The following is a 23,316-nucleotide window of genomic DNA, read 5'->3' on the forward strand; positions in this document are numbered from 1 at the left end:
CTAGTCCCCCTCGACGGTGAAGTGGCGGAAGCTGATCTGCTGCGCGATGACCTGCCCGGCGACGTCGGCCAACGTCGTGTCCTGCGCGAAGGCGTGGCCACGGAGCAGTGACATCGCATCCTCCGGCAGGACCCCGACCTGGGCCACGACCATGCCGGTCGCTTGGTGGATCTCGGCCTGCGCGGGCCAGGAGCTGGGGTGGGCCAAAGGGTCGAGACCGAGCTCGGCGTCCTGTAGCAGCGCCGCCGTGAGGGCGGTGCCCAGGAATGATCCGACCTGCTCGACGGTGGACGTCGGACCGTCTGACCGGCGGGCGCTGAGCACTCCCATCACCTGGTCGTCGAGCTTCAGAGGGATCGCGAGAAGAGCGCCCATGAAACCGAGCCGTGAGCTGCGCGCTCGCATCAGAGGCCAGGGCTCGTCTGCGTCGGACCCGCGACCGAGGTGGGCGACCTCGAGGACGCCCGAGTCGAGCGCTGCGAAGCTCGGACCCTCGCCCGTCAGGTCCTGAACGTCCTCGAGCGCGCTTGCTAGGTCGTCGGTCGCGGCGACGACCAGACGAATGCCGTCGAGGGTCGAGAGAGTCATCGCAGTGCCTTCCGCGTCGAGCAGCGTTCGGGCCGCCTGGCACAGGCGCAAGGGGAGCGAGGTCGTGTCCCGCAGGTTGACGAGGGTCACGGCGAGCTGAGCGAGGAGGTGCTCGTGCGACACGTCCACGGCTGGACCTCCGGTCTGATGCCGGCGTCCGCAGGTGCGGGGGAGCCTGATGGCAGCCTACTCGCCCTGCGGGTCGGCTCCAGGACGTCGGTCGTCCACCGTTGTCCACAGCCCTTCTGGTGGTTCGGGGCGCGGTGTCGGTGGGGGCGGGTTGGCTGGTCTCATGTTCGACGATCTGGCGCCTGCGGAGGTGCTCGCCGCCGTGGCGGGCACGGATTTCGCGATGGCTGAGCCGATCGACGTGATGGGTGGCAGGCGGATCGACGCGATCGCCGCGTTGGAGCGGCTGGTGCGTGCGGCGCAGGCCCTGCAGGCCGAGCAGACCGCGGCACTGTTGGCTGATCGCCGCAGCGTGACCCCGTTCGGGATGGGTGATCCGTTCCTGTCGGTCGCGGCCGAGGTCGCCATGGCCCGCGGCATGTCACCCAGCTCGGGCATCGGGTTGCTCAACGTGGCCCTGGGGTTGCGGCCCATGGTCAACGTCCGCACGGCCCTGACCAACGGGGTCATCAACGAGGCCACGATGCGTGCGATCGTGCGCGAGTCCGACACCCTCGACCCGGCAGCCGCCGGTGACCTGGATGCGGCGATCGCCGAGCACCTCCCCGGCCTCACACCACGGCGGGCAGCCGAGCTGACGCGCTCGTTGGTGGTCACGATCGACATGGAGGCCGCCGTCGAGCGGGAGAAGCAGGAACGCAAGAACCAGTACGTGACCTACGTCGGTGAAGCGCACGGCATGGGCACCCTGATCGCCCGGGGACCGGCCGAGCAGCTGCTCCTGATCCGCGACTCCCTGGCCAAGCATGCCGACACGCTGCGCGCGAAGGGCGACCCCCGCGACCGTGGCCAGATCATGCTCAACAGCCTGTTCGAGCGGGCCACCGGACAGGTCGTCCTCGACGGCCCCGACACGCACCTCGACATCCTGATGCCCATCGAGGCGCTGCAGGGCGAGCCGGTCGCGGCCGAGCTCGCCGGCCACGGCCCCATCACCCCCCACCTGGCGGCCGAGCTGGTCGACCAGGCCGGTCAGGCGTGGTTCCGGCGACTGTTCACCGACCCCACCGGCACCCTGGTCGGCCTCGACACCCGCAGACGCTGCTTCACCGGCCTGCTCGCGAAGTGGATCCACACCCGCGACCACCACCGCTGCCGACAACCGAGTTGCGAATGTCGGTCGCGGGAAGTGGACCACATCCAGGCTCACAGCCGAGGCGGACCCACCACCCAGACCAACGGCCAGGGCGTCTGCAAGCTCTCCCACCAGGTCAAGGAGCTCCCCGGCTGGAACGTCCGCGCCCACACCGACGGCCAGATCGAGTGGACCACCCCCACCGGACACCAGTACGTCTCGCCAGCACCTAGGCGGGCGCAGCGGGAGTGACCTCGGTCGTGCGGCCCAGCCACGCGAACCAGCCCCACCCGGCGGCGAGCAGCACCATCGCGGTGACGCCCCAGGGGCGGTACACGTGCTCCTGCCAGAACATCACCGTGCCGACCACGACGAGCACGGCTCCGGGCACGGCCCGCAGCAGCCCGGTGTCGCGGGCAGCGACGACGATCGCCACCACCGAGGCGCCCGCGTACGCGAGGATGCCGACGTCGCCGAGGTCGCCGGCCACGCCGAACACGACCCCGAGGTCCTCCGAGCGGGCGTGCTTCAGGGCCCCGGCCGTGATGCCGGCGATCACGTCGAGACTCGTGTAGAAGCAGGCGTAGACGAAGGCGAGCACGCCCGCGACGACACCGGCGACGCGGCTGGACCGGCGGGCGACGAGCCACGGCCCGAGCGCCAGCAGCGGGAACACCGGCAGCAGCACGGTGTGCATCATCTGCCAGTGGTGGGCGGCCTCGAACGTGAGCGTGGGCGGGTGGGTCAGCCCGACGGCCGCAGTGACGAGCGGCGGGACCGTCACGGCGGCGAGCAGACGAGCGCGGTGGTCCATGCCCTCACGGTAGGCGCGGTCGGCCGCTCCCGCCGGTGGCGCGGACCAGGTCAGAGCATCCGGCTGAGAGTGCGGCTCCGCACGGCCAGGCCCACGTGCACGAGCAGCGCGGCGTAGAACGTGAGGTGACCCCCGACGTGCAGCACGAGCATGAGGTCGTCGCTGACCACGTCCAGCGGCGGGAACCACTCGCGCCGGTTCTCGAGCTCGCGCTCCTCGCCCGAGAAGAACAGCAGCCCGATGCCGCTCAGGGGGATGACGAACAGCGTCGCGTAGAGCACGCGCTCGACCCAGCTCTCCACCCGCCGTGCCACCGGTCCGAGACGCTCGGACCACGGGGGCAACGGCGTCGAGAGGCGCCACAGCAGCCTGACGGAGGCGAGCACCAGGATCAGGGCGCCGATGCCGGCGTGGAGGAACACCAGCTGGTCGTCGCCCGCCCGCACACGATCTCCTCCCGACCCGCCCGAGGAGTCCTCCTCGAACAGCGCCTCGGCGACGGCCTCCATCGTGTAGCCCAGGACCAGCTGGATGAGGAGCAGCCCGACCGTCAGCCAGTGCAGGAAGCGCGTGACGCCCCCGTACCCGTGGGGACCGTTGAGCATCGGCATCCCGCCATCGAACCACCGGCGGACGGCGAATGCCCGACGAAGCGGATCGTCAGAGCATCTGGCGTTGGGCCTCGGTCAGGACCCGGCGCGCGGTGTCGGTGATCGACTCGCTCCGGTCGCGGGCGTCGCGCACGAGCTCGTCGTACGCCTCGGCCATCGTCGAGCCCTGCATCTCGGCGATGACCCCCTTCGCCTGCTCGATCACGATGCGGTCGGCGAACGACCCGTCGACCCGGCGGCGGATCTCGTCGGCGCTCACGTCCGCCGCGTGCAGCAGGTGGTTGGCCGACAGGCTCGCGAAGGCGGCAGCCATCTCCTGGTCGGACCCGCTGAACTCCCGTGGCTCGTGCCGGAAGAGGTTGAGGCCACCGAGGGCCGTGTCGTGCCACGAGACGGGCGAGGCGATCACCGAGTGCAGGTCGGCGGCGAGCATCAGCGGGGCGACCTGCGGCCAGCGCCGGGTGATCTCGGCATCACCCGCGGCGACGACCGGTCGTCGCGTGCTGATCGCCTCGACACAAGGACCCTCCTCCAGGTGCAGCTGGTGCAGCTCGAGGTCGGCGGCGCGATGGCTCGTCGCGGCCAGCATCTCCAGGTGCCCACCCGTCGACACGAGGATGGCCGCCGTGTCGGCCTCGAGCGCCTCGCAGGCTCCGTCCATGACGGCGAGGAGGCCGGTGTGCACGTCCCGTTGGTGCGCGAGGGCCGCGGTGGCGGAGGCGAGGGCGTGGGCAGCGCGCGCTGCGTCCATGTCAGTCGCCCTCGATCGTGAAGTTGCGGAAGTTGATCTCGCGTCGGACCACCTGACGCGCCACCTCGAGCAGCGGCACGTTCTGCATGAAGGCCTGCCCCTTGAGCAGGGCCAGCGCGTCCTCCGGAAGGACCCCCACCTGCGCCACGATCATGCCGGTGGCCTGGTGCACCTCGGCCCGCACGGCCCAGGACTGTCGCCCGACCTCTTCGGCGCCGACCGCGGCGCTGTCCTGCAGGAGTGCGGCACCGACGGCGTGCCCCAGGAACTCGGCGGTGCGGGCGTCGTTGTCGAGCGGTGCGCCGGACCGGTGCGCCGTCAGCGTGCCGATCGTGGACGTCTCGCCGAGCAACGGTGCAGCGACGACGGTGCCGATGGGACCCAGCGCACGGGCCTGCTCGTGAAGGATCGACCAGGAGTCGCTGCTGCGCCGGTCGAGTCGCGCGACGACCACCCTGCCGCTGGCCTGGGCGTCGATGCTGGGGCCTTCGCCGGCGACGTCCTGCACGTCCTGCAGGCGCGTGGCGATGTCGTCGGTCGCCGCGATCAGGAGTCGCGGGTCCTTGCTGCTGCGCAGGGTGATGGCGGCGCCGTCGGCCACCAGCAGCCGTCGGGCTGCCTCGCAGAGCCGGACGGGCACGGGAACGTGGCGATCCAGCCCGCTCAGCACGTGCACGAAGCGACGCACGAGCTGCTCATCGGTGGCGGACACGGGTGCTCCTCGGTTCGAGCCGGCGAGACTGGCGAGCGTGACGTGCCCAGGCCCTAGGGTGACCGCATGAGGCCACTCGATCCCGTCACCGTAGCGCGTCTGGTGACCGACATCGTCGAGGCCGACACCGAGCAGAGCACGGTCGAGCAGGTCGTGGCGTCAGCGGTCGCGATGCTCGAGGTGGTCGGCGGCGGGGTGACCTTCCTCCAGGGCGGCGGGACCCCCCCGGTGTCGATCGGCGCGTCGGACCACCGGGTCGAACGGGCCGACCTGCTGCAGCACCAGCTCGGTGAGGGCCCGTGCCTGGAGGCGTCGATCGCCTCCCGCATCGTGTGGTCGGTCGACCTGCGCCACGACGAGCGCTGGCCGACGTGGGGACCGCTGGCCGCGGACCTCGGACTCGGGTCGATCCTCTCGGTCGAGATGCACAGCAAGGAGCGCCGCATCGGCGCCCTCAACCTGTATGGCGCTCACGCGCACGAGTTCGGGAACGACGACCGCGACCTCGCCCAGCTGCTCGGGAGGCAGGCGTCCGCGGCGGTGCTGCGGCTCCGCACCGAGCACAACCTCCAGGAGGCGCTGACCTCACGCACGCTGATCGGTCAGGCGCAGGGCATCCTCATGGAGCGGTTCGGCGTCGACGCGGACCGCGCCTTCCAGGTCCTCCAGCGCTACTCGCAGGACCGCAACGTGAAGCTGCGCGACGTCGCCGAGCGCCTCGTCGCCACGTACCCCGCGGGGGACGAGTCGTAGCAGCGCCGACGGGCGGGTCGTAGGATCGCACGAGGCCAGGTCGACCACGGAGGTGCAGCATGGACGTCGCGAGGATGCTCGCCGACATGGCGCTCGAGCTCGAGCAGGTCGGTAGTCCGACGACCGTCCTGGAGCGGGTCAGCCACTACGCCCTCCGGGTGGTGACCGCCGAGGACGCCGGCGTCCTGCGCCTTCACGGGCGCTCACGCATCGAGACCCCTGCTGCCACCTCGGAGCGCGTCGGCCAGGCACACCAGCTGCAGCTGCAGTTCCAGGAAGGTCCCTGCTACGACGCCATCACGGGGCGGGCCACGTACCTCACGAACGACGTGTGCCACGACCAGCGGTGGCCGCAGTGGGGGCCCGCAGTCGCCGAGATCGGTATCCGCAGCGCCGTGGGCGTGCAGCTGGCGACCCGGGGCCGCAGCTACGGCTCGCTCAACGTCTACGCGAACGAGGAGGACGCCTTCAGCGAGCGCGACGCCGAGATCATCGAGATGCTCGCGGCGCACGCCACCACCGCGTTCGCGGCCGCCCACCAGGCCGAGGGCCTGCAGACCGCGATGGACTCACGCTCGCTCATCGGTCAGGCCCAGGGCATCGTGATGCAGACCTTCGCGATCGACGCCCACACCGCCTTCGAGTTCCTCAAGCGCATCTCGCAGCACGAGAACCACCGTCTCGTCGCCCTGGCGGAGGCCATCGTGGTGCAGCGCGACGCCAACGCTCGACCGTCCTGAGCCTGCTCGCGTCGGGGGAGTCGTCCCCATCGCGCAGGCGGTGCCGGGCTCGTAGCGTCGTCCCCATGAAGAGCTTCCGCCGTGCGACGGCCGCCACCCTGATGACCCTCCTGACGATCGGTGGCGCCACCGCGCTGAGCGCCGCCCCCGCGGAGGCCGCCAAGTCCCGCGTCGAGACCATCACCTACCCCGGCTACCACTACGGCTCGGGCGCGCTGTCGGCGTGCCTGACGGGCCGGACCAACGTCGACCGCTGGCCGGGCACCACGATCCTGACCGGCTGCTACCCCCTCAAGAGTGCGGGCACCGGCACCCCGACGACGTACGCCTTCCAGTTCAGCCGCTGAGCCGGTTCAGGTGCTGAGCGGCCACAGCAGGATCGCGCGGCCCGTGTAGGACGCGAAGCGGTCGAGCGGCACGCGATCGTGTGTGGCACCCCAACGACCGGGGTCGGCGATGCGGACCGACCCGTCCCCTTCGGAGCCTCCGACCACGATCAGGTGTCCGCCGCGTGATCCGTCGTCGGGGAGCGCGGGCGAGACCGAGACGATCGTCGGCAACCCGGCGTCGGCGATCTGCACGACGTCGCCGATCTCGGGCAGGGCGACCGCGGCACCACCGAGACCGAACCGACTCGCGACCTCCACGAGGCGCGCGTGGACGATGCCTGCCGGCACGTAGGCGTCGAGCTCGCGAGCGACCGTGACCAGGTCCCACGTGCGCGGCACCGGGAGGCCGTGGAACGCCAGTACCGTCCGCAGGCACGCGAGTCCGCAGACCCGCTCGCCCCACTCCTCCAGCTCCGCCGCACCGATCCCGAGCGGCAGCTCTGCCTCCGGCTGGAGGTGGAAGTGCTGAGGGAAGCGGACGAGCCCCGAGGTCACGGACCGACCGTAGCCCCGTTCGAGCCGCTGGGCACGAGGCCCTGCAGCATGTCGGCGATCGTCACGACGCCCAGGTCGCCCGACTCACGGCGGACCATGCTGAGCTGGGTGCTGGTCTCACGCATCGTGGCCAGGGCCTCCAGCACCGTCATGCCGGAGTCGAGCACGTGGCAGTCGCGCAGCAGGCCGGTGACCGGGGTGCTGCCCGGCAGCGTCATGGTGTCGCGCACGTGCACGACGTCCATCGTCTCGTCGCCGGTGCGCACCAGGATGCGGAGGTGCCCGGACTCGTGGCTCGCGCGCTGCACCTGCGAGATCGTCGCGTCCGCGTCGACCGCGACCGGCACCGACGGGCGCACGACGTCGGCCAGCGTGAGCCGGCCCAGGTCGAGCGCGCCCGAGAGCTGCTCGGAGAACGACTCGTCCAGCACGCCGACCGAGGACGAGTGCTTGACCAGGGCGCGCAGGTCGTCCGGGTTCTGGCCGGCGCTGAGGGAGTCGACCGCGTCGACGCCGACCCGGCGCAGGATCCAGTTGGCCAGGTTGTTGAGCAGGTGCAGCAGCGGCCGGGTGACCCACATGAAGCCCCGCATCGGCAGTGCGAGCAGCGTCGCCGACCGTTCGGGGTGCGCGATCGCCCAGGACTTCGGCGCCATCTCGCCGACCACCAGGTGCAGGAACGTCACGATCACGAGCGCCAGGACGAATCCGACGACGTCAGCGCTCCAGTAGGGCAGGCCGAGGTCCTCGAACGCCGGGGTCAGCCAGTGATGCACGGCGGGCTTGGTGATGGCGCCGAGCGCCAGCACGCACAGCGTGATCCCGAGCTGTGAGCCGGCCAGCAGCACCGACAGCTCCGAGGCGCTGCGCAGGGCGGCGCGTCCCGCGCGGCTCTCGGCCGCGACCTCCTCGAGACGGTGGCGCTTGGCCGCGATGAGGGCGAACTCGATCGCGACGAAGAAGGCGCTCGCCGCGATGATCACGACGGTCGCCGCGAGCACGATCCACGGGTCATCCACGGGTGGCCTCCTCGAGGACGCTGAGCCTGACGGACGACGGCACGTACTGGTCGACCTCGATCACGTCGACCACCAGGTGGCGGACGATCGGCTCGTCCTCGTGGGCGAGGTCGCCCGGGTCGTCGGGCAGGCGGACGTGGAGGGTGTCTCCCACGTCGGGGAGCGCGCCGTTCTCGGCGATCACGAGGCCCGCGATCGTCTCGAAGTCGCCGCGGGGCAGGGTCAGGACGAGCTCGCGCTCGATCTCGTCGAGCGGTGCGTCGCCGCGCACGATCCAGCCGTCGCCGTCCTGCACGAGGAGCGGCTCCTCGGTCTCGTCGTGCTCGTCCTGCAGGTCGCCCACGATCTCCTCGACGAGGTCCTCGATCGTGATGATGCCGGCGAGTCCGCCGTACTCGTCGACGACGCAGGCCAGCTGGTCGCCGGCGGCCACGATCTGGGCCAGGGCCTCGGGCAGGAGCATGAGCTCGGGCACCACCACCGGTGGTCGCATCACGTCGGTGACGGGGCGGTCGTCGGCCTGGTCGACGTCCGGGAGGTCGTCGGGCACGAGCAGGTCGGTGAGGTGCACGACCCCGAGGATGCGGTCGTCCTCGTCGATCACGGGATAGCGCGAGTGCTCGGTGCTCATGAGGCGCCGCACCTCCTCGACCGTGGTGTCGCCCTCGACCGTGTCGACGCGGGAGCGGGGCACGAGGGCGTGGTCGACGTCCCGGCGCGGGAAGTCGAGCACGCGGTCGAGGAGGATCGACATCTCGTCGGTGAGGTCGCCGGCCGCGCGCGACTCGGCCACGATGTGCCGCAGGTCGCGCGGGGTCGCCGAGGACTCGACGTCGTGGACCGGCTCGATGCGCAGGGCCTTGAGCAGCAGGTTGGAGGACTGGTCGAAGAACCAGATGAGCCAGCCGGTGACGGCGAGGTAGGCCAGCGTCGACCGGGCGAGCCAGCGCGCGACGGGCTCCGGCCGGGCGATTGCGAGGTTCTTCGGCACGAGCTCGCCGAAGACCATCTGCACCAGGGTCGCGAACGCCAGCGCCAGCACGGTGCCGATGGCGACCCCCGTGCCGGTCGAGACGCCGGAGCCGGAGAGCAGGTCACCGAACGCGGCACCGATGAGCGGCTCGGCCACGTAGCCGACGAGCAGGCCGGTCACGGTGATGCCGAGCTGGGCGCCCGACAGCATGAACGAGGTGCGGCCGGTGACCTTGAGCGTGCGCTCGGCCGAGGCGTCGCCGGCCTCGGCGCGGGCGCGCAGTCGAGACCGGTCGACGGCCATGTAGGCGAACTCCTGGGCCACGAAGTAGCCGGTGGCGAGCGTGATCACGAAGACCACGAGCACGCCGAGGAGCAGGGACAAAGCGATGGTCATGACATCCGGCCCGTCAGGAGAGAGTCTCTCCTGGCTTGATACGGACCGGATCTCGGACTGTGACCGGGCACTGGCTCCCTCACTGGAGTCGTCGGTGAATGCGCTGAATCTAGCAGCGGCACCAAGGCCCCGCACGCCTGCTGTGTGCGGGACCTGTGGAGCGTCTGTGTCAGGAGGCGGCGTGGGTCCCGGCAGCGTGCTTCGCGCCGTCGTGGTCCCCGCCCGACTGCTCGGCCTCGAGGCGTCGTGCGAGCGACTCGCCCTCGACGTCGAGGTCGGGCATCGCCCGGTCGAGCCAGCGGGGGAGCCACCACATGTGCTTGCCGACGATCGACATCACGGCGGGCACGATCAGCATCCGCACGAGGAAGGCGTCGGCCAGCACGCCGACCGCGAGCGCGAAGCCGATCGTCTTGATGATGATGTCGGCGCTGCCGGCGAACCCGCCGAAGACGCCGACCATGATCAGCGCCGCGGCCGTCACGACGCGGGCGCTGTGCGCGAACCCGTGCACCACGGCGTCGCGGGCCTCGCGACCGTGGACGAACTCCTCACGCATGCGGGAGACGAGGAAGACCTCGTAGTCCATCGCGAGTCCGAACAGGATGCCGGTGAGCAGCAGCGGCAGGATGAACATGACCGGCGCCTCGGCGTCGAGGCCGACGAGACCCTGCAGCCAGCCCCACTGGAACACCGCGACCGTGGCGCCGAGCGAGACGCCCACCGAGGCGAGGAAGCCCAGCGTGGCCTTCAGCGGCACCAGGATCGAGCGGAACACCAGCACCAGCAGCACGAACGCGAGCCCGATGACCACCACGAGGTACTTCGGGAACGCCTCGGCCAGGCTCTCGGAGATGTCGACGCCGGCCGCCGTCTGACCGGTCACGTAGGGCACCGCGCCGGTGTCGGCCTCGAGGGAGGACAGGGCGTCGCGCACGTCGGCGACGAGGTCCTTCGTGGCCTGGCCCGACGGGCCGCTCTCGGGCACCACGGTGATGGACGCGAACTGGGTCTGCTCCAGCTGCGCCGCGAACGTCTGCACCGCCACGGGGTCGGACGGATCGGTCACGGGGGGCACGACCGCGGCGACGTCCTGGTCGACGGAGCCGACCTCCGCGAGGGCCTCGTCCACCGCGGCGGCCGGGTCGTCGGCGCCGGCCGTGTCGATGATGACGGTCAGCGGGCCGTTCGCTCCCGCACCGAACGAGTCGGCGATCAGGTCGTACGACTGCCGCGCCTCGTCGCTCGAGGGCTTCGAGCCGTCGTCGGGCAGCGCCAGCTCCATCTGCAGCACCGGGATCGATGCGACGACCGCGAACGCGAGCCCGGCGAGCAGGGCCGGGACGCGGAACCGGGTGACGAGGTCGACCCACCGACGACCGGTCGTGACGCCGCCCTTCGCCTCCGGGTCGCGGTTCTTCAGCCCGGGGATGCGGCCCGAGACGACCCGCTTGCCGGTCAGCGCGAGGATCGCGGGCAGCAGGGTCAGGGAGACGAGGACCGCGACGGCGACCGTGGCGGCGCCGGCCAGACCCATCTGCGTCAGGAACGAGATGCCGGTGATGGCGAGCCCCGAGAGCGCGATCACGACCGTCAGGCCGGCGAACACGACCGCCGACCCGGCGGTGCCCACCGCGATCGCGGCGGCCTGCTCGTGGTCGCGACCCTCCTGCACCTCGTGCTTGAAGCGAGACATGATGAAGAGCGCGTAGTCGATGCCGACGGCGAGGCCGAGCATCGAGGCGAGGGCCGGGGTGACGGACGACAGCTCGAGGAAGCCCGAGAGCGTCGTGACGCCCAGGATGCCGATGCCGACGCCCACGACCGCGGTGACCAGCGGCATGCCGGCCGCCACGAGCGAGCCGAACGTGATGGTGAGGACGACGAGGGCGATCGCGATGCCGATCGCCTCGGCGGTGTGCGAGAGCTCGGTCGCGCTGACGGCGTCGCCGCTGACGAGTGCCGTCAGGTCGGCGTCCTCGAGGTCGGCCACCGCGTCGTCGAGCGCGGACAGGTCGGCCTCGGCGAGCTCGGAGGCCTGGCGGTCGTAGGAGACGGTGATGTAGCCCGTCGTGCCGTCCTCGGAGAGGGTGCCCGCCGCGAAGGGATCGGTGGCCGACACGACGTGGTCGGTCGAGAGCGTCTCGACCGCCGCGGTGACGTCGGCCTGGTAGTCGGCCAGGGTCTCGCCATCGGGGGCCTGCACGACCACGCGGGCGACCGCGCCGTTGGTCGTGACCCCGGTGCGGTCCTGGACGAGGTCGGCGGCCTGGCTCGACTCGATGTCGGGCAGCTCGAAGGAGTCGCTCGTCTCGCCCGAGAGGGTCAGCGCGGCGACGCCGCCGCCCAGCAGGAGGGCGACCCAGACCCCGATGACCGCGAAGCGACGCCGGAAGCTCCAGCGCCCGAGCTTGTACAGGTACCAGGCCACGACGACTCCCGCTCTCCCCCGATCCACCGACTGCGGACCACCAATATGGAAGTAAATCCCATCTTGGGAGGAACTTCAAGTGTGATATAAACTGCACCTATGGGACTGCGGGAGCAGAACGCTGCGCGAACACGCCGGCACATCGCCGCTGCGGCGATGCGGGAGTTCGGTGACCGCGGGTACGACGCTACGACGATGGAGGACGTCGCGCGCGGCGCCGACATCGGTCTCTCGACGCTGTATCGGTACTTCCCGACCAAGGAGCAGCTCGCGACGGCCTACCTCGGCGATCCCGGCCTGATGGGCGAAGAGCTCCGCGCCCGCCCCGTCGACGAGCCGACGGAGGTCGCCCTCGGGCAGGTGCTGCTGGGCTTCATCGACCAGGTGACGTCGACCCCGGAGGAGGGTCGCATCTTCGGCGGCGTGATGGAGGAGAGCAGCCGGGTGCGCGCGCGGCTCCTGGAGTGGCTCGGTGACGCGCACGTCGCGCTGAGCGACGCGCTCACCGACCGCGAGGGTCTCCCCGCGGGTGACGTCGGTGCCGCGGCGGAGGCGTGGGTCGCGATCCTCGTGCTCCAGCAGGCGACGCTGGGCTCCGACGTCGACGACCCGACCCGGGCCCGCGACGAGGTCGTCGCCGTGATGCGCGACCTGTCGACCCGCACCTTGCGCACCCCCCGCGCGGAGTAGGACCCGCCCGGCGGCACCCCCTACGGGGCGGGGACGAAGCCGCGTGTGCCGAGCAGGGGCACCGTGCGCGAGCCGTCGACGTCGGCCGCGCGGTGCAGCTCGTCGTGCTCGCCCGCCGCGATGCAGAGCTGACCGCCGGCGCAGGCGACGAGGTGCGACTCCTCGCGTCCGGCGATGAGGCGGTACGAGTCGGCGGCCCAGGCCGCCTCCGGCGAGAGCCCGCGCCAGTCGTGGTCCTCGAGCGCCGCGAGGATCGCTCCCGCACCCCAGAGGTCCTCGACGGCGGGTCGCAGCGAGCCGTCGGGCCAGGTGGCTCCGGCGGCGATGACCGCGACGGTCTGCTCCTCCTCGTCGTGCTCGCGGGCGAGCCAGTCGGCCACCGCGCGGGCGTTGTGCAGGGACCCGGCCACGACCGTGGTCACGCGTTCGGCGAGGTCGGCGGCGAGGCGACCGGTCGGGTCCGTCGGATCGACGGCCCAGACCGGAGAGCCAGCATCGAGGGCGTGGGTCACGGCCGTCGTGGCGTGCAGGACGTCGACCACCACCACGACGTCGACGCCGTCGGCCACGGCCGCGGCACCGGAGGCGCCCCACTCGAAGCGCACGGTGTGCGCGAGCTGGGCGAGCGCGGGTTCCATGCCTCCAGTCTGCCGCGCGCCCGGTCAGACCACGCACGCCGATCAGATACATTCCTGTACTGAAACGCGTGACCCGGGCCACAGCGACCGCTAGGCTCCACGCACGATCGGAGGTCACCCATGCGCGCCGTCGTCTGCCACCAGACCGAGCTCACCGTCGAGGACGTCCCGGACCTGGAGCCGGGGCCGGGACAGGTGCTGCTCAAGGTCCTGCGGGCCGGGATCTGCGGGTCCGACCTGCACGCCCGCCACCATTCCCAGGTCACGCACGACACCGTCGCCGAGGTCGGGTACGACGACTTCATGACCCCCGACGACCACGTCGTGATGGGGCACGAGTTCGTCGGTGAGGTCGTGGCCTACGGACCGAAGACGCACGGTCGCTGGCCCGTGGGCACCCGGGTCGTCTCGCTCCCGCTGGTCCGCACCGAGCACGGCCTGCAGATGACAGGTCTGACCCCGAGGGCTCCGGGTGGCTACGCCGAGCACGTGCTGGTCTCCGAGGCCGTGACGATGGAGGTCCCGTCGAAGGTGCCGGTCGACCACGCTGCGATGACCGAGCCGCTGGCCGTGGCCTGGCACGCGGTGCGCAAGGGTCGGGTGGGCCGCAAGGACACCGCCGTCGTCATCGGCTGCGGGCCCATCGGGCTCGCCGTGATCCTCATGCTCAAGGCGTCCGGGGTGAAGAACGTCGTCGCGAGCGACTTCTCGGCCGGTCGGCGCGAGCTCGCCCGGCAGTGTGGTGCCGACGTCGTGGTCGACCCGGCTGTCGAGTCGCCGTGGACCCGTTTCGAGACCAGCAAGCGCTACGTCACCGACGCCCCGAGCTTCATGGAGCTCGGCATGTCGACGATGGAGAAGCTCCGCCGGCTGCCGAAAGTGCCGTGGTGGCGGGCCTTCCAGATCGCCGAGAAGGTCGGCGCCCTGCCGACCGGGCCCGTCGTGTTCGAGTGCGTCGGCGTGCCCGGCATCCTCGAGCAGATCAGCACGGCCGCTCCGCTGCAGAGCCGCATCGTCGTGGTCGGCGTCTGCATGGAGCCCGACACGTTCCGGCCGGTCATGGCGATCAACAAGGAGCACGAGCTGAGGTTCGCGTTCTGCTACGACCCGGCCGAGTTCCGCCAGGTGCTGGTGTGGCTCGCCGACGGCACCGTCGACCCGTCGCCGCTGCACACCGGCACGGTCGGTCTCGACGGCGTGGCCACGGCCTTCGACCAGCTCGGCGACCCGGAGGCGCACGCCAAGATCCTGGTCGACCCCGAGAGCGCCGCCACCAGCGCCTAGCGGACTACTCCGACTCGTAGGGGTAGCCGCGGTCGACGAACGCGCGGCGCACGGCCTCGCGCTTGGCCTCCACGGTCTCCTCGAACAGGCGGCGGCCCTGGGTGCCGTCGATCACGACCTTCTTGCGGTCGCGGTGGATGCCCACGACCTGGTCGCGGGTCAGCGTCCGACGGTCCTGGCCGTGCACGACGACCACCCGGTCGTCGTGCACCTCGAGGCTGTACTGGGACTCCAGCTCGACGGCTGCGAGCACGAGTCCGAGCACGAGGCCCACCACTCCCCGCACGACCCACTGCCACGGCTCGTCGAAGTCGCCGACCCAGCGCAGTGGCTCGCTGAAGGGGATGAACGGCACGTCGGCCAGCCAGGCGGCCAGGAGCGGCGCCAGCAGGAGGACCAGCGCGCCACCACCGCCGAGGAGGACGTACGTCCAGACCGTGTCCTCACGGCTCGACCCGAGGAGGTCGTGGTCGGAGGGCGCCGCCGCCATGCTCAGCTGGCGGAGGGCTCGTCGACGACAGCGGACTCGTTCTCGTCGGCGCCCGTGGGCTCGTCGCGCGGCGGGGCCGGCGTCTCGGACGAAGTGCTCGAGGAGGCGGCAGCGCGCAACGCCGGGGGACCGATCACGGCCTGCTTGACCAGGTCGTACGCGTGCGCGACACCCGACAGCGCCCGGTCGGAGGCCTCCACCCAGGAGTGCCCTTCACCCAGGTTGCGGTGAAGGAGCGTCAGGTAGAGCGACGGGCGGGGCATGGGTCAACTCTACGTTCACCTTCGCCGCTTGCCGAACAGGATGCGCACGACTTCCCGACCGATCGTCCTGCCGGCCTCTCCGGCGGCCCGGTCGAGCGGTGACTGCCGGCGTGTCGTGCGGCGCGGTGCGCGCGAGCGCCTGCGGCTGCGCGGGGTGCGGCTCGGCGCGGGTTCCGGCTCGGGCGACCGCTCGCGGAGCTGGTCCTCCAGGCGTCCGGCCTCCTCGGCCAGACGGTCGTCGCGGACCGGAGGCGCGGCCTCGGGCGACGGCGCGGGTGCGGCCGGTGGGGCGGTCGGCGCCGCGGCGGCCGCGTACTTCGCGGTCAGCGGCGAGCTCGCGACGAGCGACTGCAGCACCTCGGGAGGCGCGGGCGCCATCGAGGCCTTCGGGGCGCGGAGGCGGGTCCAGGCGACGGGCGTCGGCGCGCCCTTCTCGCTCAGCACGGTCACGACGGCCTCGCCGGTCGCGAGCTGGGTGAGCACGGCCGCCAGGTCGTAGGAGGAATGTGGATATGTCGACACGGCGGACCTGAGCGCCTTCGCATCGGCCGGTGTGTGGGCCCGCAGCTGGTGCTGCACGCGCGACCCGAGCTGGGCGAGGACGGCATCCGGCAGGTCGGTGGGGCTCTGCGTCACGAACACGATGCCCACCCCCTTGGACCGGATCAGGCGCACGGTCTGCGTCACGACCTCGAGGAAGTCCTTCGACGCGTCGGCGAACAGCAGGTGCGCCTCGTCGAGGAAGAACACGAGCTTCGGACGGGGCAGGTCGCCGACCTCCGGCAGCTCGGCGAACAGGCGCCGCAGCAGGTACATCAAGAACGTCGAGAACAGCACGGGGCGGTCCTGCACCCCCGGCAGCTCCAGCAGCGACACCTGTCCGCGGCCGTCGGCGGCCGTGGCCAGGAGGTCCGTGACCTGGAACGAGGGCTCGCCGAAGAACACGTCGGCCCCCGCGTCCGCGAACACGACGAGCTCGCGCAGGATCACGCCGGCCGTGGCCTTCGAGAGCCCGCCCAGATCTTCCAGGTCGACCTTGCCCTCGGCGCTGGTCAGGCGGTGCACGACCTGACGCAGGTCCTCGAGCGTCACGAGGGGGCGCCCGGTCCGCTCGGCGTGGTGGAACACCAGCGCCAGCGACGACTCCTGCGTCTCGTTGAGCCCGAGCACCTTCGCCAGCATGACGGGCCCGAAGTCGGCCACCGAGGCCCTGATCGGCACACCGGTGCCGACGCCGCCGAGCACGAACGGCGTGACGGAGCAGGCCGCGGGTCGCCAGTCCTGGCCGATGTCCTGCGTGCGCTCGGTGAGCCGCTCGTCGGCCACGCCGGCGACGGCCATGCCGGACAGGTCGCCCTTCAGGTCGGGGGCGAACACGGGGACGCTCAGCGCGCTCAGCTGCTCGGCGAGGAGCTGCAGGGTGCGGGTCTTGCCGGTGCCGGTCGCCCCGGCGACGAGGCCGTGCCGGTTGAACATCGCCACCGGGATGCGCACCGGGACGTCGGGCACCGCCTCCCCGTCGACCAGCACACCGAGCTCGACGGTCTCACCGCTGAAGGCGTATCCCTCGCGGACCGTCGCGCGGACGTCGTCGGCGGCCCCGGGGGCCTCGCCACTCCCACTCGCCATGCGCGCAGCCTAACCGTGTGACGGCCGGCGTCTCCTAGACTGGCGTGATGATCTTCCGGGAGGTGTCCGAGGGGCGGCCGTACCCCGAGCACGGGCTCAGTGCCTCCGGTTGGGCGGAGATCTCGCCCAGTCAGGTCCGTCTCGACGACCTCACGACCACCAAGAGCCAGCTCGACCTCGCCCTGCTGCTCGACGAGGACTCCACGTACTACGGTGACCTTTTCGCCCACGTCGTGAGCTGGCAGGGTCGCCTCTACCTCGAGGACGGCCTCCACCGCGCGGTCCGCACCGCCCTCCAGCAGCGCCACATGCTGCACGCCAGGGTCTACACGATGGGAGCCCGCCGATGACGCGGACCTGGAACCTGCTGACGTCGCTCGTCGCGATCGCGGTGTTCGCCGGTGGCGCCCTGATCGGCTGGAACCTGCTGACGGCCAAGGCCGACACCGGTGGCGGCCCGACCTGCACCGAGCGCAGCGTCGCGACCGGCGAGCCGCTGACCCCCAACCTCGTGCAGGTCAACGTGCTCAACGCCTCCGGTCGCAGCGGCCTGGCGAACCGGGTCAGCATCAACCTGCAGCGCTACGGCTTCCTGGCGGGCACGATCGACAACACGACGAGCCAGATCCCCGTCGACCACGTCGCGATCTTCACCGACGACCCGGAGGACCCGATGGTCCAGCTCGTCGCGCAGCAGTTCCAGGTGCCGCCGCAGATCGTCGCACCCGACGTGAAGATCGGCGACGGCGTCACGGTCGTCGTGGGCCCGAACTACACCGACCTCAACCCGGCTCCGCCGACCGAGATCGCCGCGACGCGAGACGTCAACGTGTGCGTGCCGCTCGTCGAGCTCTGAGCACGCGCCGACGACGGTCAGTCGCCCCAGCCGGCGAGCCGGCCGTGACGCGCCACCTGGCTCAGGCGACGGTCGACCTCGTCGCGCACGTGACGTGAGCTGACGATCAGCATCTCGTCGCCGGCCATGATGCGGGTCGTCGTGGTGGGCACGATCGTGCGCTCACCGCGCACGAGGAGCGAGACCATCGCCCCTTCGGGCAGCCGGAGCTCGCCCACCTCGATGCCGGACAGTCGTGAGCTCTCGGCGACCCGCACCTGCAGCAGGTCGGCCTCGACCCGCTCGAGCGGGGCGGACTCGACCTCGAGCTGACGCACGTCGCCGAGCACCCCGCTCCACGCGGCGAGCGCCCCCAGAGGCGCCGCCTGCGCCAGCGTGTAGACGACGACGGCGACGAAGACGATGTTGAACAGGTCGCGCGAGCCGGCCACGCCGTTGGCGAGCGGGATCGTGGCCAGGATGATCGGCACGGCTCCTCGGAGCCCGGCCCAGCCGAGGAACAGCTGTTCCCGCCAGTCGATCCCGAACCACACGGCGCACGCCGCGATCGACAGGGGTCGCGCCACGAAGGTCAGGATGGCGCCGACCGCGAGACCCATCCAGACGTGCCAGGCGGAGAACTCGTCCGGGTTGGCGAGCAGCCCCAGCATGACGAACAGGGCGATCTGGGCCAGCCAGCCGACCCCCTCGACGAACGAGCGGGTCGCGGTGCGGTGGGGGAGCACCGTGTTGCCGAGCACCAGGGCGGCGATGTAGATCGCGGCGAAGCCGGAGGCGTGGATAGCGGCCGCCGAGGCGTACGCCAGGATCGTGAATGCCAGGACCACGAGCGGGTACAGGCCGGAGGCGGGCAGCGCGACGCGACGCAGCAGGGCGCCGCCCAGGGCGCCGACGGCGAGGCCGATGCCGATGCCCACGACGATCTCGTAGAGGATCAGGGCCACGAAGGCCCACACCCCGTTCTCGGCGAGCTCGCCCGTGCTGATCGCGATCACGAGCACGACGATCGGCGCGTCGTTGAGGCCCGACTCGGCTTCGAGCGTGCCGCTGACCCGGTGCTTGAGGTTGACCGTGCGCAGCACCGAGAAGACGGCCGCGGCGTCGGTGGGCGTCAGCACCGCCGCCAGCAGGACCGAGAGCGTCCAGTCCATGCCGAGGAACGTGTGCACGCACACCGCGACGACCAGCACGCTCACGACCGACCCCAGCGTCGCGAGCAGGAGGCCGAAGCCGATCGAGGGGCGCACGTGAGCCCAGTTCGTCGTGATGCCGCCCTCGGCGAGGATCAGCATGAGCGCCGCGAAGCCGAGCGAGAGCGCGAGGTCGGCGTCGTCGAACTCGATGCCCAGCCCGTTGGTGCCGAGCAGCAGGCCGAGGCCCAGGTACATCAGCAGCGACGGCAGACCCGCCGTGACGGAGAGGCGAACGGCGAGGACGGCGACGATCAGCACCGCGGACCCGATCAGCAGGAACTGGTCGAGGTCGTGGACGTCCACCGCGGCCTCCCGGGTCTGGTGCGTGGGCTGAAGTCTATCGGCCCGGCCACCGTGCGGGGGTCACGGCAGCCGGACCGACAGCCCGGGCGGAGGTCGGCCCCAGATCAGGACCAGACCTTCACGTAGTCGACCTCCATGGTCGCCGGGAACGTCGACGCGGGGGTCGGGGCGTTCTCCCCGAGACCGATGCCCTGCGTCAGGTTGATGGCGAACGGCTGGTCGAAGGGATGTGACAGCAGCCCCTCCAGCAGACCCAGCTGGTAGTTCAGGCACAGGGCGCCGTCGTACCAGATCTTGAGGCTCGTCTGCGTCCACTCGGCCGTGTAGGTGTGGAACTGGGTCGGGTCCTGGATCAGGCACTGGTAGTTGCTGCGCTCGGACTCCGGCTGCGTCGTGTCGAAGTGGATCATCGGGATCAGCCGGTCGGGGTGCACCGAGAAGAACTCGGCGATGTCGATCTCGCCCGACAGGGGCCATGCGCCGTACTTCGGCTCCTCCGGGTACAGCCAGAAGGCCGAGTGCGCGCCGCCGGTCGTCGTCGCGGGCATCTTCGCGCGGATCTCGAAGCGCCCGTACGTCTGGCTGAACAGGCCCTGGGTCGAGACCATGCCGGCGATGTGCGCCGACGTGAACGGGCCGTCGGGGGCGTCGCACGTGAACGGCGTGGCGGCCTTGGCCGTGAGCTTCAGGGTGCCGCTGCTGACCGCGACGGTCTCCGGGCTGTCGACGTAGCAGTCGTGGTTCACGGTGTAGCTGTTCTCCTCGGTGCGGATCGGCAGCCACTTGGCGCGGTCGAGCTCGGTGCCGCCGAAGTCGTCGGAGAAGGTGCAGGCCCACGGACTGCCGTCGGACTTGGTGATCGACGGGCCGCACGACGCGGCCAGCGCGACCGAGGCGTCGTACTTCGCCTGGGCGTCGGCCTGGGCCTGCGCCTTCGCGAGGGGACGGGCCTGGGCGTCGGCCTTGGCCTTGGCGGAGTCGACGGCGGCGGCGTAGGAGCCCCAGATCGCGGCGTAGTACGCGTCCCAGAACGTGGGTCGGTTGACCGTGACGGTCTCGGTGGCGGTGGCCGTGGCGGTCGCGGAGGCCGTGGCGGTGAACCCGTTGACCTCGGCCGTCTCGTAGACGGTCAGGGTCTCCTCCTGCGTCCAGGTGTAGGTCTGCTCGACGCCGGCGGCGAGCAGCGCCTCGGCGTCGGCCTTGGCCTTCGCCCGGGCGATCGGTCGCGCCTGGGCGTCGGCCTTGGCGCGCGCCTGCTCGCCGGCCGCGGCGTAGGCGTTCCAGAACGCGCCGACGTAGGCCTCCCAGTACGTGTGGGCATGGCTCGACCCCGTGGCCGTGGCCGAGGCCGTCGCGGTCGCCGACCCGTGTCCGACGTGGCCCTGGAGCTCGTAGGTCTCCTCGACGGTGACGGTCTCCTCCTGGGTCCAGGTGTAGGTCTCCGTGACGCCGGCGTCGTACATCGCCTGCGCCTGCGCCTGGGCCTGGGCCTTCGCGACGGGGCGCGCCTGCGCGTCGGCCGTGGCGCGCGCCTGCTCCGCGGCGGCGGCGTAGGCCGACCAGAACGCCGAGAAGTAGGCGTCCCAGAACGTCGGGCCGGTCGCCGTCTTGGTGGCGGTCGCCGAGGCGGTGGCCGTCGCCGACGCGGTGGCGACGTGGCCCCCGACCTCGGCGGTCTCGGTGACCGTGACGGTCTCCTCCTGGGTCCAGGTCTGCGTCGACGACTCCACGGCCGGCGCTGCCGGGGCGGCAGGTGCAGCCTTCGGACCCGCCGCATGGGCCGCGGTGACGGCGACGCTCGTGACCAGCAACGTGGCGGTGGCGACGGCGACGACGCGAGACGCCGTCGCCGAGCCACGCCACCGAGTGATGGCGTTCATGTGGTTCTCCCTAGGTCCACGAGAGAGCGGTCTCGCGACCGGATGCCACAGACAGGTGCCGTTTCCGCCCTCCCAAGCGGATCAGGAACCACTCTCCCTACGGGGAGATTACTGCTGATCGGGGGGTGCCGCATGGTCCGGTCGAACTATTTTGGGACTTTGGGCCTGTCCGGAGTGCTCCATCCGGGCTGGAGCTCGGCCCTGTCGAAGGTCGATCCGCCGAGGGGAGCAGGACCTGACCTCGCCGGCGCCGCGGGCGTCCCAGATGTCGGGACGCGGGGTCCGCAGGGAGTTCCTCGCCGCAGACTGGGCACCGTCACCCACCTCTCAGGAGCTCGCGATGTCCGGCTACGACTACATCAGCGCCGTCACCGGCTGCACGACGGACGTCCGCGGACGGTTCACGCTGAGCGGCGCGAGCTTCCAGATGCTGGCCGACGGCTCGGTCGCGACGGGTGGTCCCGGCCGTGCGCCTGGTCCGCTCGACCTGCTGGTCTCGGCGCTCGTGACGAACATGCTCAACGTGTTGCGGGGTGGCGGTGACCTGGACCTCGACGAGGTCGAGACGCGCGCCGTGCAGGTCCGGGCGCGGGCGACCCGGTACATGCCGGACCGCCTCAAGGCCGGTCACCTCCTCGTCGAGGTCGTGATCGACGAGCTGGACGCCCTCGACACCGAGGTGCTGCTGGAGCAGTACCGGGCGGGCTGCCGGGTGCTGCCGGCGATCGAGACGGTGCTCGACGTGACCATCCGTCCGGTGGCCGCTGCCGACGTCGCCGCCTGATCGTCCACGCTACGACCGAACCGTTCGGTCAGCCTTCGTTCCGTATAGAATGCAATAAAACTTCTAGCGTGCTGGGCCTTCGACCGTAGAGAGGCCGGCGCGTTCACGGGACAAGGACGCGCCGCCGATGTACACCTCGATCCACTTCAGCCCGCAGAGCCGTGACGCGCGCGACGACGCCGAGATCATCCACACGATCGTCGACCAGGCCATCCGCGCCGAGGCCGCCGGCTGCGCCTCGATCGGCCTGACCGAGCACCACCTCGCGGGGTTCAACACCTACGTCGATCCGTTCATGCTGGGCGCCCACCTGGCGGCCAGGCTGGAGCAGGCGTACGTATCGGTCACCGTCGCGCAGGTGGCGCTCGAGCACCCGCTCAGGCTCGTCGAGAAGATCAACCTCCTCGACGTCCTGACGCGCGGTCGCAGCATGGTGGCACTGGCCCCCGGGTCGGCGTCGAGGACCGAGCTGCAGGCGTTCGGTGCCGAGGACCTCGACCGCAACCGGGTGACCGCCGAGCGCATCGACGCGATGCTGCGCGCCTGGGAGTGGGACGGGGAGCAGCCGGGGGTCGACGTGGGCACCAGCGTCGACCGCGGTCTCGTCGAGGCGCGCATCAACCCGGCGTCCTACCGCTACCCGCGACCCCTGATCGGCCGCGCGACCCGCACGCCCGAGACCATCGCGCGCCTCGGCCGCGAGGGCACCCCGGCGATCTTCGGCCAGTGGCTGACGAAGGACGGCGACGCGCGCGACCAGCTCGGCATCTACACCGACGCCCTGCTCGGCGCGGGCCACGACCAGGAGACGGTCGACGAGTGCCTGCGGTGGCTCGGCTTCGGTCTCACGATCGTCGTGGCGCCCACGCAGGCGCAGGCGGAGAAGAACTGGCGCGAGTACGTGGAGGTCGGCGGCGAGGGTCCGCAGCCCGGCCGGCTCGGCGGAGCGGCCGCGTGGGAGAAGGAGTGGACGCACCGTGAGGTGGCCCGTGCCTCGGGCTCGCTGGTCGGCGACCCGGCCCGCATCGTCGAGGAGATCCTCCGCATGAAGGAGGCCGGCTCGCACGCGCTCCGCCTCATCCCAGCCGTGGTGGCCGGCCGCGCCGAGGACCGCGAGGAGACCTTCTCGCTGATCTTCGACGAGATCCTGCCCCACATCGGGACCCAGCAGCTCCCCGACCCCGCCCAGGTCCGCAGCCGCGTGGCGGCCGCGGTCTGACTTTCAAGATGTGTGCACTTATCGGCGTCGCGGGGGCCGTTTGAGGCCGGTTGGCGCACACATCTTTCGAACTGAGCCCGGTAACCGCACACATCTGGACGAGGACGGTCGGCTCAGGTCCGACAAACCCGCTCGCGAGCCCCAACAAACT

At 71.3% G+C, this 23,316-nt stretch carries 25 protein-coding genes; 10 read left to right on the forward strand and 15 right to left on the reverse strand.

Annotated features, from left to right (window positions below):
• On the reverse strand, positions 1–717 hold the full coding sequence (locus tag LO931_RS15170) for a GAF and ANTAR domain-containing protein (protein ID WP_229054683.1): 717 nt from the start codon (positions 715–717) through the stop codon (positions 1–3).
• A gap of 163 nt (positions 718–880) precedes the next feature.
• Between LO931_RS15170 and LO931_RS15175 the strand changes: the two genes are divergently transcribed.
• Entirely contained in the window at positions 881–2,104 is a 1,224-nt protein-coding gene (locus tag LO931_RS15175) for an HNH endonuclease signature motif containing protein (RefSeq protein WP_229054684.1), read from the forward strand.
• Here LO931_RS15175 and LO931_RS15180 read toward each other — a convergent pair.
• Genes LO931_RS15180 through LO931_RS15195 form a run of 4 tightly spaced genes read right to left on the reverse strand, consistent with a single transcriptional unit; the run spans position 2,082 to position 4,740 of the window.
• A complete protein-coding gene (locus LO931_RS15180) occupies positions 2,082–2,666 on the reverse strand; it encodes a hypothetical protein (protein ID WP_229054685.1) in 585 nt (194 codons plus the stop codon). The genes LO931_RS15175 and LO931_RS15180 overlap by 23 nt on opposite strands.
• Before the next feature lie 50 nt (positions 2,667–2,716).
• On the reverse strand, positions 2,717–3,277 hold the full coding sequence (locus LO931_RS15185) for a cytochrome b (protein WP_229054686.1): 561 nt from the start codon (positions 3,275–3,277) through the stop codon (positions 2,717–2,719).
• A gap of 49 nt (positions 3,278–3,326) precedes the next feature.
• A complete protein-coding gene (locus LO931_RS15190) occupies positions 3,327–4,028 on the reverse strand; it encodes a GAF and ANTAR domain-containing protein (RefSeq protein WP_229054687.1) in 702 nt (233 codons plus the stop codon).
• Between the two features lies 1 nt (position 4,029).
• Positions 4,030–4,740 (reverse strand): GAF and ANTAR domain-containing protein, encoded by a 711-nt coding sequence (locus tag LO931_RS15195; RefSeq protein WP_229054688.1) that lies wholly within the window; start codon positions 4,738–4,740, stop codon positions 4,030–4,032.
• 66 nt (positions 4,741–4,806) lie between these two features.
• Here LO931_RS15195 and LO931_RS15200 point away from each other — a divergent pair, with 66 nt between their 5' ends.
• The 3 genes from LO931_RS15200 to LO931_RS15210 all read left to right on the forward strand — a co-directional run bounded on the left by LO931_RS15200 (position 4,807) and on the right by LO931_RS15210 (position 6,580).
• Positions 4,807–5,493: a GAF and ANTAR domain-containing protein gene (locus tag LO931_RS15200; protein WP_229054689.1), complete on the forward strand. Its 687-nt coding sequence runs from the start codon at positions 4,807–4,809 to the stop codon at positions 5,491–5,493.
• 59 nt (positions 5,494–5,552) lie between these two features.
• Positions 5,553–6,233 (forward strand): GAF and ANTAR domain-containing protein, encoded by a 681-nt coding sequence (locus tag LO931_RS15205; RefSeq protein ID WP_229054690.1) that lies wholly within the window; start codon positions 5,553–5,555, stop codon positions 6,231–6,233.
• 65 nt (positions 6,234–6,298) lie between these two features.
• The gene (locus tag LO931_RS15210) at positions 6,299–6,580 is read left to right on the forward strand and encodes a hypothetical protein (RefSeq protein ID WP_229054691.1); all 282 of its coding nucleotides are present in this window, start codon (positions 6,299–6,301) and stop codon (positions 6,578–6,580) included.
• A 6-nt stretch (positions 6,581–6,586) separates the two neighbouring features.
• Here LO931_RS15210 and LO931_RS15215 read toward each other — a convergent pair whose 3' ends face one another.
• The 4 genes from LO931_RS15215 to LO931_RS15230 all read right to left on the reverse strand — a co-directional run bounded on the left by LO931_RS15215 (position 6,587) and on the right by LO931_RS15230 (position 11,936).
• Positions 6,587–7,117, reverse strand: a complete 531-nt coding sequence (locus LO931_RS15215; RefSeq protein ID WP_229054692.1) for a C39 family peptidase — start codon at positions 7,115–7,117, stop codon at positions 6,587–6,589.
• Positions 7,114–8,136 carry a hemolysin family protein gene (locus LO931_RS15220; RefSeq protein ID WP_229054693.1) on the reverse strand — a complete coding sequence of 341 codons (1,023 nt, stop codon included), beginning with the start codon at positions 8,134–8,136 and terminating at the stop codon, positions 7,114–7,116. The genes LO931_RS15215 and LO931_RS15220 overlap by 4 nt, the downstream gene beginning before the upstream one ends.
• Positions 8,129–9,505 carry a hemolysin family protein gene (locus LO931_RS15225; RefSeq protein ID WP_229054694.1) on the reverse strand — a complete coding sequence of 459 codons (1,377 nt, stop codon included), beginning with the start codon at positions 9,503–9,505 and terminating at the stop codon, positions 8,129–8,131. The genes LO931_RS15220 and LO931_RS15225 overlap by 8 nt, the downstream gene beginning before the upstream one ends.
• Positions 9,506–9,674: 169 nt before the next feature.
• Positions 9,675–11,936 carry an MMPL family transporter gene (locus tag LO931_RS15230; protein WP_229054695.1) on the reverse strand — a complete coding sequence of 754 codons (2,262 nt, stop codon included), beginning with the start codon at positions 11,934–11,936 and terminating at the stop codon, positions 9,675–9,677.
• A gap of 99 nt (positions 11,937–12,035) precedes the next feature.
• Here LO931_RS15230 and LO931_RS15235 point away from each other — a divergent pair, with 99 nt between their 5' ends.
• Entirely contained in the window at positions 12,036–12,626 is a 591-nt protein-coding gene (locus LO931_RS15235) for a TetR/AcrR family transcriptional regulator (RefSeq protein ID WP_229054696.1), read from the forward strand.
• A 20-nt stretch (positions 12,627–12,646) separates the two neighbouring features.
• Here LO931_RS15235 and LO931_RS15240 read toward each other — a convergent pair whose 3' ends face one another.
• Complete coding sequence (locus LO931_RS15240) at positions 12,647–13,264, reverse strand: 2-phosphosulfolactate phosphatase (protein WP_229054697.1); 618 nt, start codon at positions 13,262–13,264, stop codon at positions 12,647–12,649.
• Positions 13,265–13,384: 120 nt separating this feature from the next.
• Between LO931_RS15240 and LO931_RS15245 the strand changes: the two genes are divergently transcribed.
• A complete protein-coding gene (locus LO931_RS15245; RefSeq protein ID WP_229054698.1) occupies positions 13,385–14,548 on the forward strand; it encodes a zinc-binding dehydrogenase in 1,164 nt (387 codons plus the stop codon).
• Positions 14,549–14,552: 4 nt separating this feature from the next.
• On the opposite strand, the gene LO931_RS15250 is transcribed toward LO931_RS15245, so the two are convergent.
• From LO931_RS15250 to LO931_RS15260, 3 genes are read right to left on the reverse strand one after another with little or no spacing between them, the layout of a single operon-like run.
• Positions 14,553–15,038, reverse strand: coding sequence for a hypothetical protein (locus LO931_RS15250; RefSeq protein WP_229054699.1), 486 nt, complete (start codon positions 15,036–15,038; stop codon positions 14,553–14,555).
• Positions 15,039–15,040: 2 nt separating this feature from the next.
• Positions 15,041–15,301 (reverse strand): hypothetical protein, encoded by a 261-nt coding sequence (locus LO931_RS15255; protein WP_229054700.1) that lies wholly within the window; start codon positions 15,299–15,301, stop codon positions 15,041–15,043.
• A gap of 15 nt (positions 15,302–15,316) precedes the next feature.
• Entirely contained in the window at positions 15,317–16,930 is a 1,614-nt protein-coding gene (locus LO931_RS15260; protein ID WP_229054701.1) for a helicase HerA-like domain-containing protein, read from the reverse strand.
• 47 nt (positions 16,931–16,977) lie between these two features.
• Here LO931_RS15260 and LO931_RS15265 point away from each other — a divergent pair, with 47 nt between their 5' ends.
• Complete coding sequence (locus LO931_RS15265; protein ID WP_229054702.1) at positions 16,978–17,280, forward strand: type II toxin-antitoxin system VapB family antitoxin; 303 nt, start codon at positions 16,978–16,980, stop codon at positions 17,278–17,280.
• Positions 17,277–17,786: a LytR C-terminal domain-containing protein gene (locus LO931_RS15270; protein WP_229054703.1), complete on the forward strand. Its 510-nt coding sequence runs from the start codon at positions 17,277–17,279 to the stop codon at positions 17,784–17,786. The genes LO931_RS15265 and LO931_RS15270 overlap by 4 nt, the downstream gene beginning before the upstream one ends.
• A 17-nt stretch (positions 17,787–17,803) precedes the next feature.
• Here the strand turns inward: LO931_RS15270 and LO931_RS15275 are convergent, their stop codons facing one another.
• On the reverse strand, positions 17,804–19,282 hold the full coding sequence (locus LO931_RS15275) for a potassium/proton antiporter (RefSeq protein ID WP_229054704.1): 1,479 nt from the start codon (positions 19,280–19,282) through the stop codon (positions 17,804–17,806).
• Positions 19,283–19,386: 104 nt separating this feature from the next.
• Positions 19,387–21,162, reverse strand: coding sequence for a family 16 glycosylhydrolase (locus LO931_RS15280; protein WP_229054705.1), 1,776 nt, complete (start codon positions 21,160–21,162; stop codon positions 19,387–19,389).
• A 340-nt stretch (positions 21,163–21,502) separates the two neighbouring features.
• Here LO931_RS15280 and LO931_RS15285 point away from each other — a divergent pair, with 340 nt between their 5' ends.
• A complete protein-coding gene (locus LO931_RS15285; protein WP_229054706.1) occupies positions 21,503–21,946 on the forward strand; it encodes a hypothetical protein in 444 nt (147 codons plus the stop codon).
• 127 nt (positions 21,947–22,073) lie between these two features.
• Complete coding sequence (locus LO931_RS15290) at positions 22,074–23,165, forward strand: LLM class flavin-dependent oxidoreductase (RefSeq protein ID WP_229054707.1); 1,092 nt, start codon at positions 22,074–22,076, stop codon at positions 23,163–23,165.
• Positions 23,166–23,316 lie beyond the last annotated feature (151 nt).

The organism is Aeromicrobium sp. Leaf350, from assembly GCF_916858655.1.
Classification (GTDB): Bacteria; Actinomycetota; Actinomycetes; order Propionibacteriales; family Nocardioidaceae; genus Aeromicrobium.

Coding starts and splice junctions, on each gene's coding strand:
- LO931_RS15205 (WP_229054690.1), top strand. CDS start 5,553: ATGGACGTCGCGAGGATGCTCGCCGACATGGCGCTCGAGCTCGAGCAG.
- LO931_RS15245 (WP_229054698.1), top strand. CDS start 13,385: ATGCGCGCCGTCGTCTGCCACCAGACCGAGCTCACCGTCGAGGACGTC.
- LO931_RS15235 (WP_229054696.1), top strand. CDS start 12,036: ATGGGACTGCGGGAGCAGAACGCTGCGCGAACACGCCGGCACATCGCC.
- LO931_RS15200 (WP_229054689.1), top strand. CDS start 4,807: ATGAGGCCACTCGATCCCGTCACCGTAGCGCGTCTGGTGACCGACATC.
- LO931_RS15180 (WP_229054685.1), bottom strand. CDS start 2,666: ATGGACCACCGCGCTCGTCTGCTCGCCGCCGTGACGGTCCCGCCGCTC.
- LO931_RS15260 (WP_229054701.1), bottom strand. CDS start 16,930: ATGGCGAGTGGGAGTGGCGAGGCCCCCGGGGCCGCCGACGACGTCCGC.
- LO931_RS15270 (WP_229054703.1), top strand. CDS start 17,277: ATGACGCGGACCTGGAACCTGCTGACGTCGCTCGTCGCGATCGCGGTG.
- LO931_RS15190 (WP_229054687.1), bottom strand. CDS start 4,028: ATGGACGCAGCGCGCGCTGCCCACGCCCTCGCCTCCGCCACCGCGGCC.
- LO931_RS15175 (WP_229054684.1), top strand. CDS start 881: ATGTTCGACGATCTGGCGCCTGCGGAGGTGCTCGCCGCCGTGGCGGGC.
- LO931_RS15255 (WP_229054700.1), bottom strand. CDS start 15,301: ATGCCCCGCCCGTCGCTCTACCTGACGCTCCTTCACCGCAACCTGGGT.
- LO931_RS15185 (WP_229054686.1), bottom strand. CDS start 3,277: ATGCCGATGCTCAACGGTCCCCACGGGTACGGGGGCGTCACGCGCTTC.
- LO931_RS15210 (WP_229054691.1), top strand. CDS start 6,299: ATGAAGAGCTTCCGCCGTGCGACGGCCGCCACCCTGATGACCCTCCTG.
- LO931_RS15225 (WP_229054694.1), bottom strand. CDS start 9,505: ATGACCATCGCTTTGTCCCTGCTCCTCGGCGTGCTCGTGGTCTTCGTG.
- LO931_RS15240 (WP_229054697.1), bottom strand. CDS start 13,264: ATGGAACCCGCGCTCGCCCAGCTCGCGCACACCGTGCGCTTCGAGTGG.
- LO931_RS15285 (WP_229054706.1), top strand. CDS start 21,503: ATGTCCGGCTACGACTACATCAGCGCCGTCACCGGCTGCACGACGGAC.
- LO931_RS15280 (WP_229054705.1), bottom strand. CDS start 21,162: ATGAACGCCATCACTCGGTGGCGTGGCTCGGCGACGGCGTCTCGCGTC.
- LO931_RS15265 (WP_229054702.1), top strand. CDS start 16,978: ATGATCTTCCGGGAGGTGTCCGAGGGGCGGCCGTACCCCGAGCACGGG.
- LO931_RS15250 (WP_229054699.1), bottom strand. CDS start 15,038: ATGGCGGCGGCGCCCTCCGACCACGACCTCCTCGGGTCGAGCCGTGAG.
- LO931_RS15290 (WP_229054707.1), top strand. CDS start 22,074: ATGTACACCTCGATCCACTTCAGCCCGCAGAGCCGTGACGCGCGCGAC.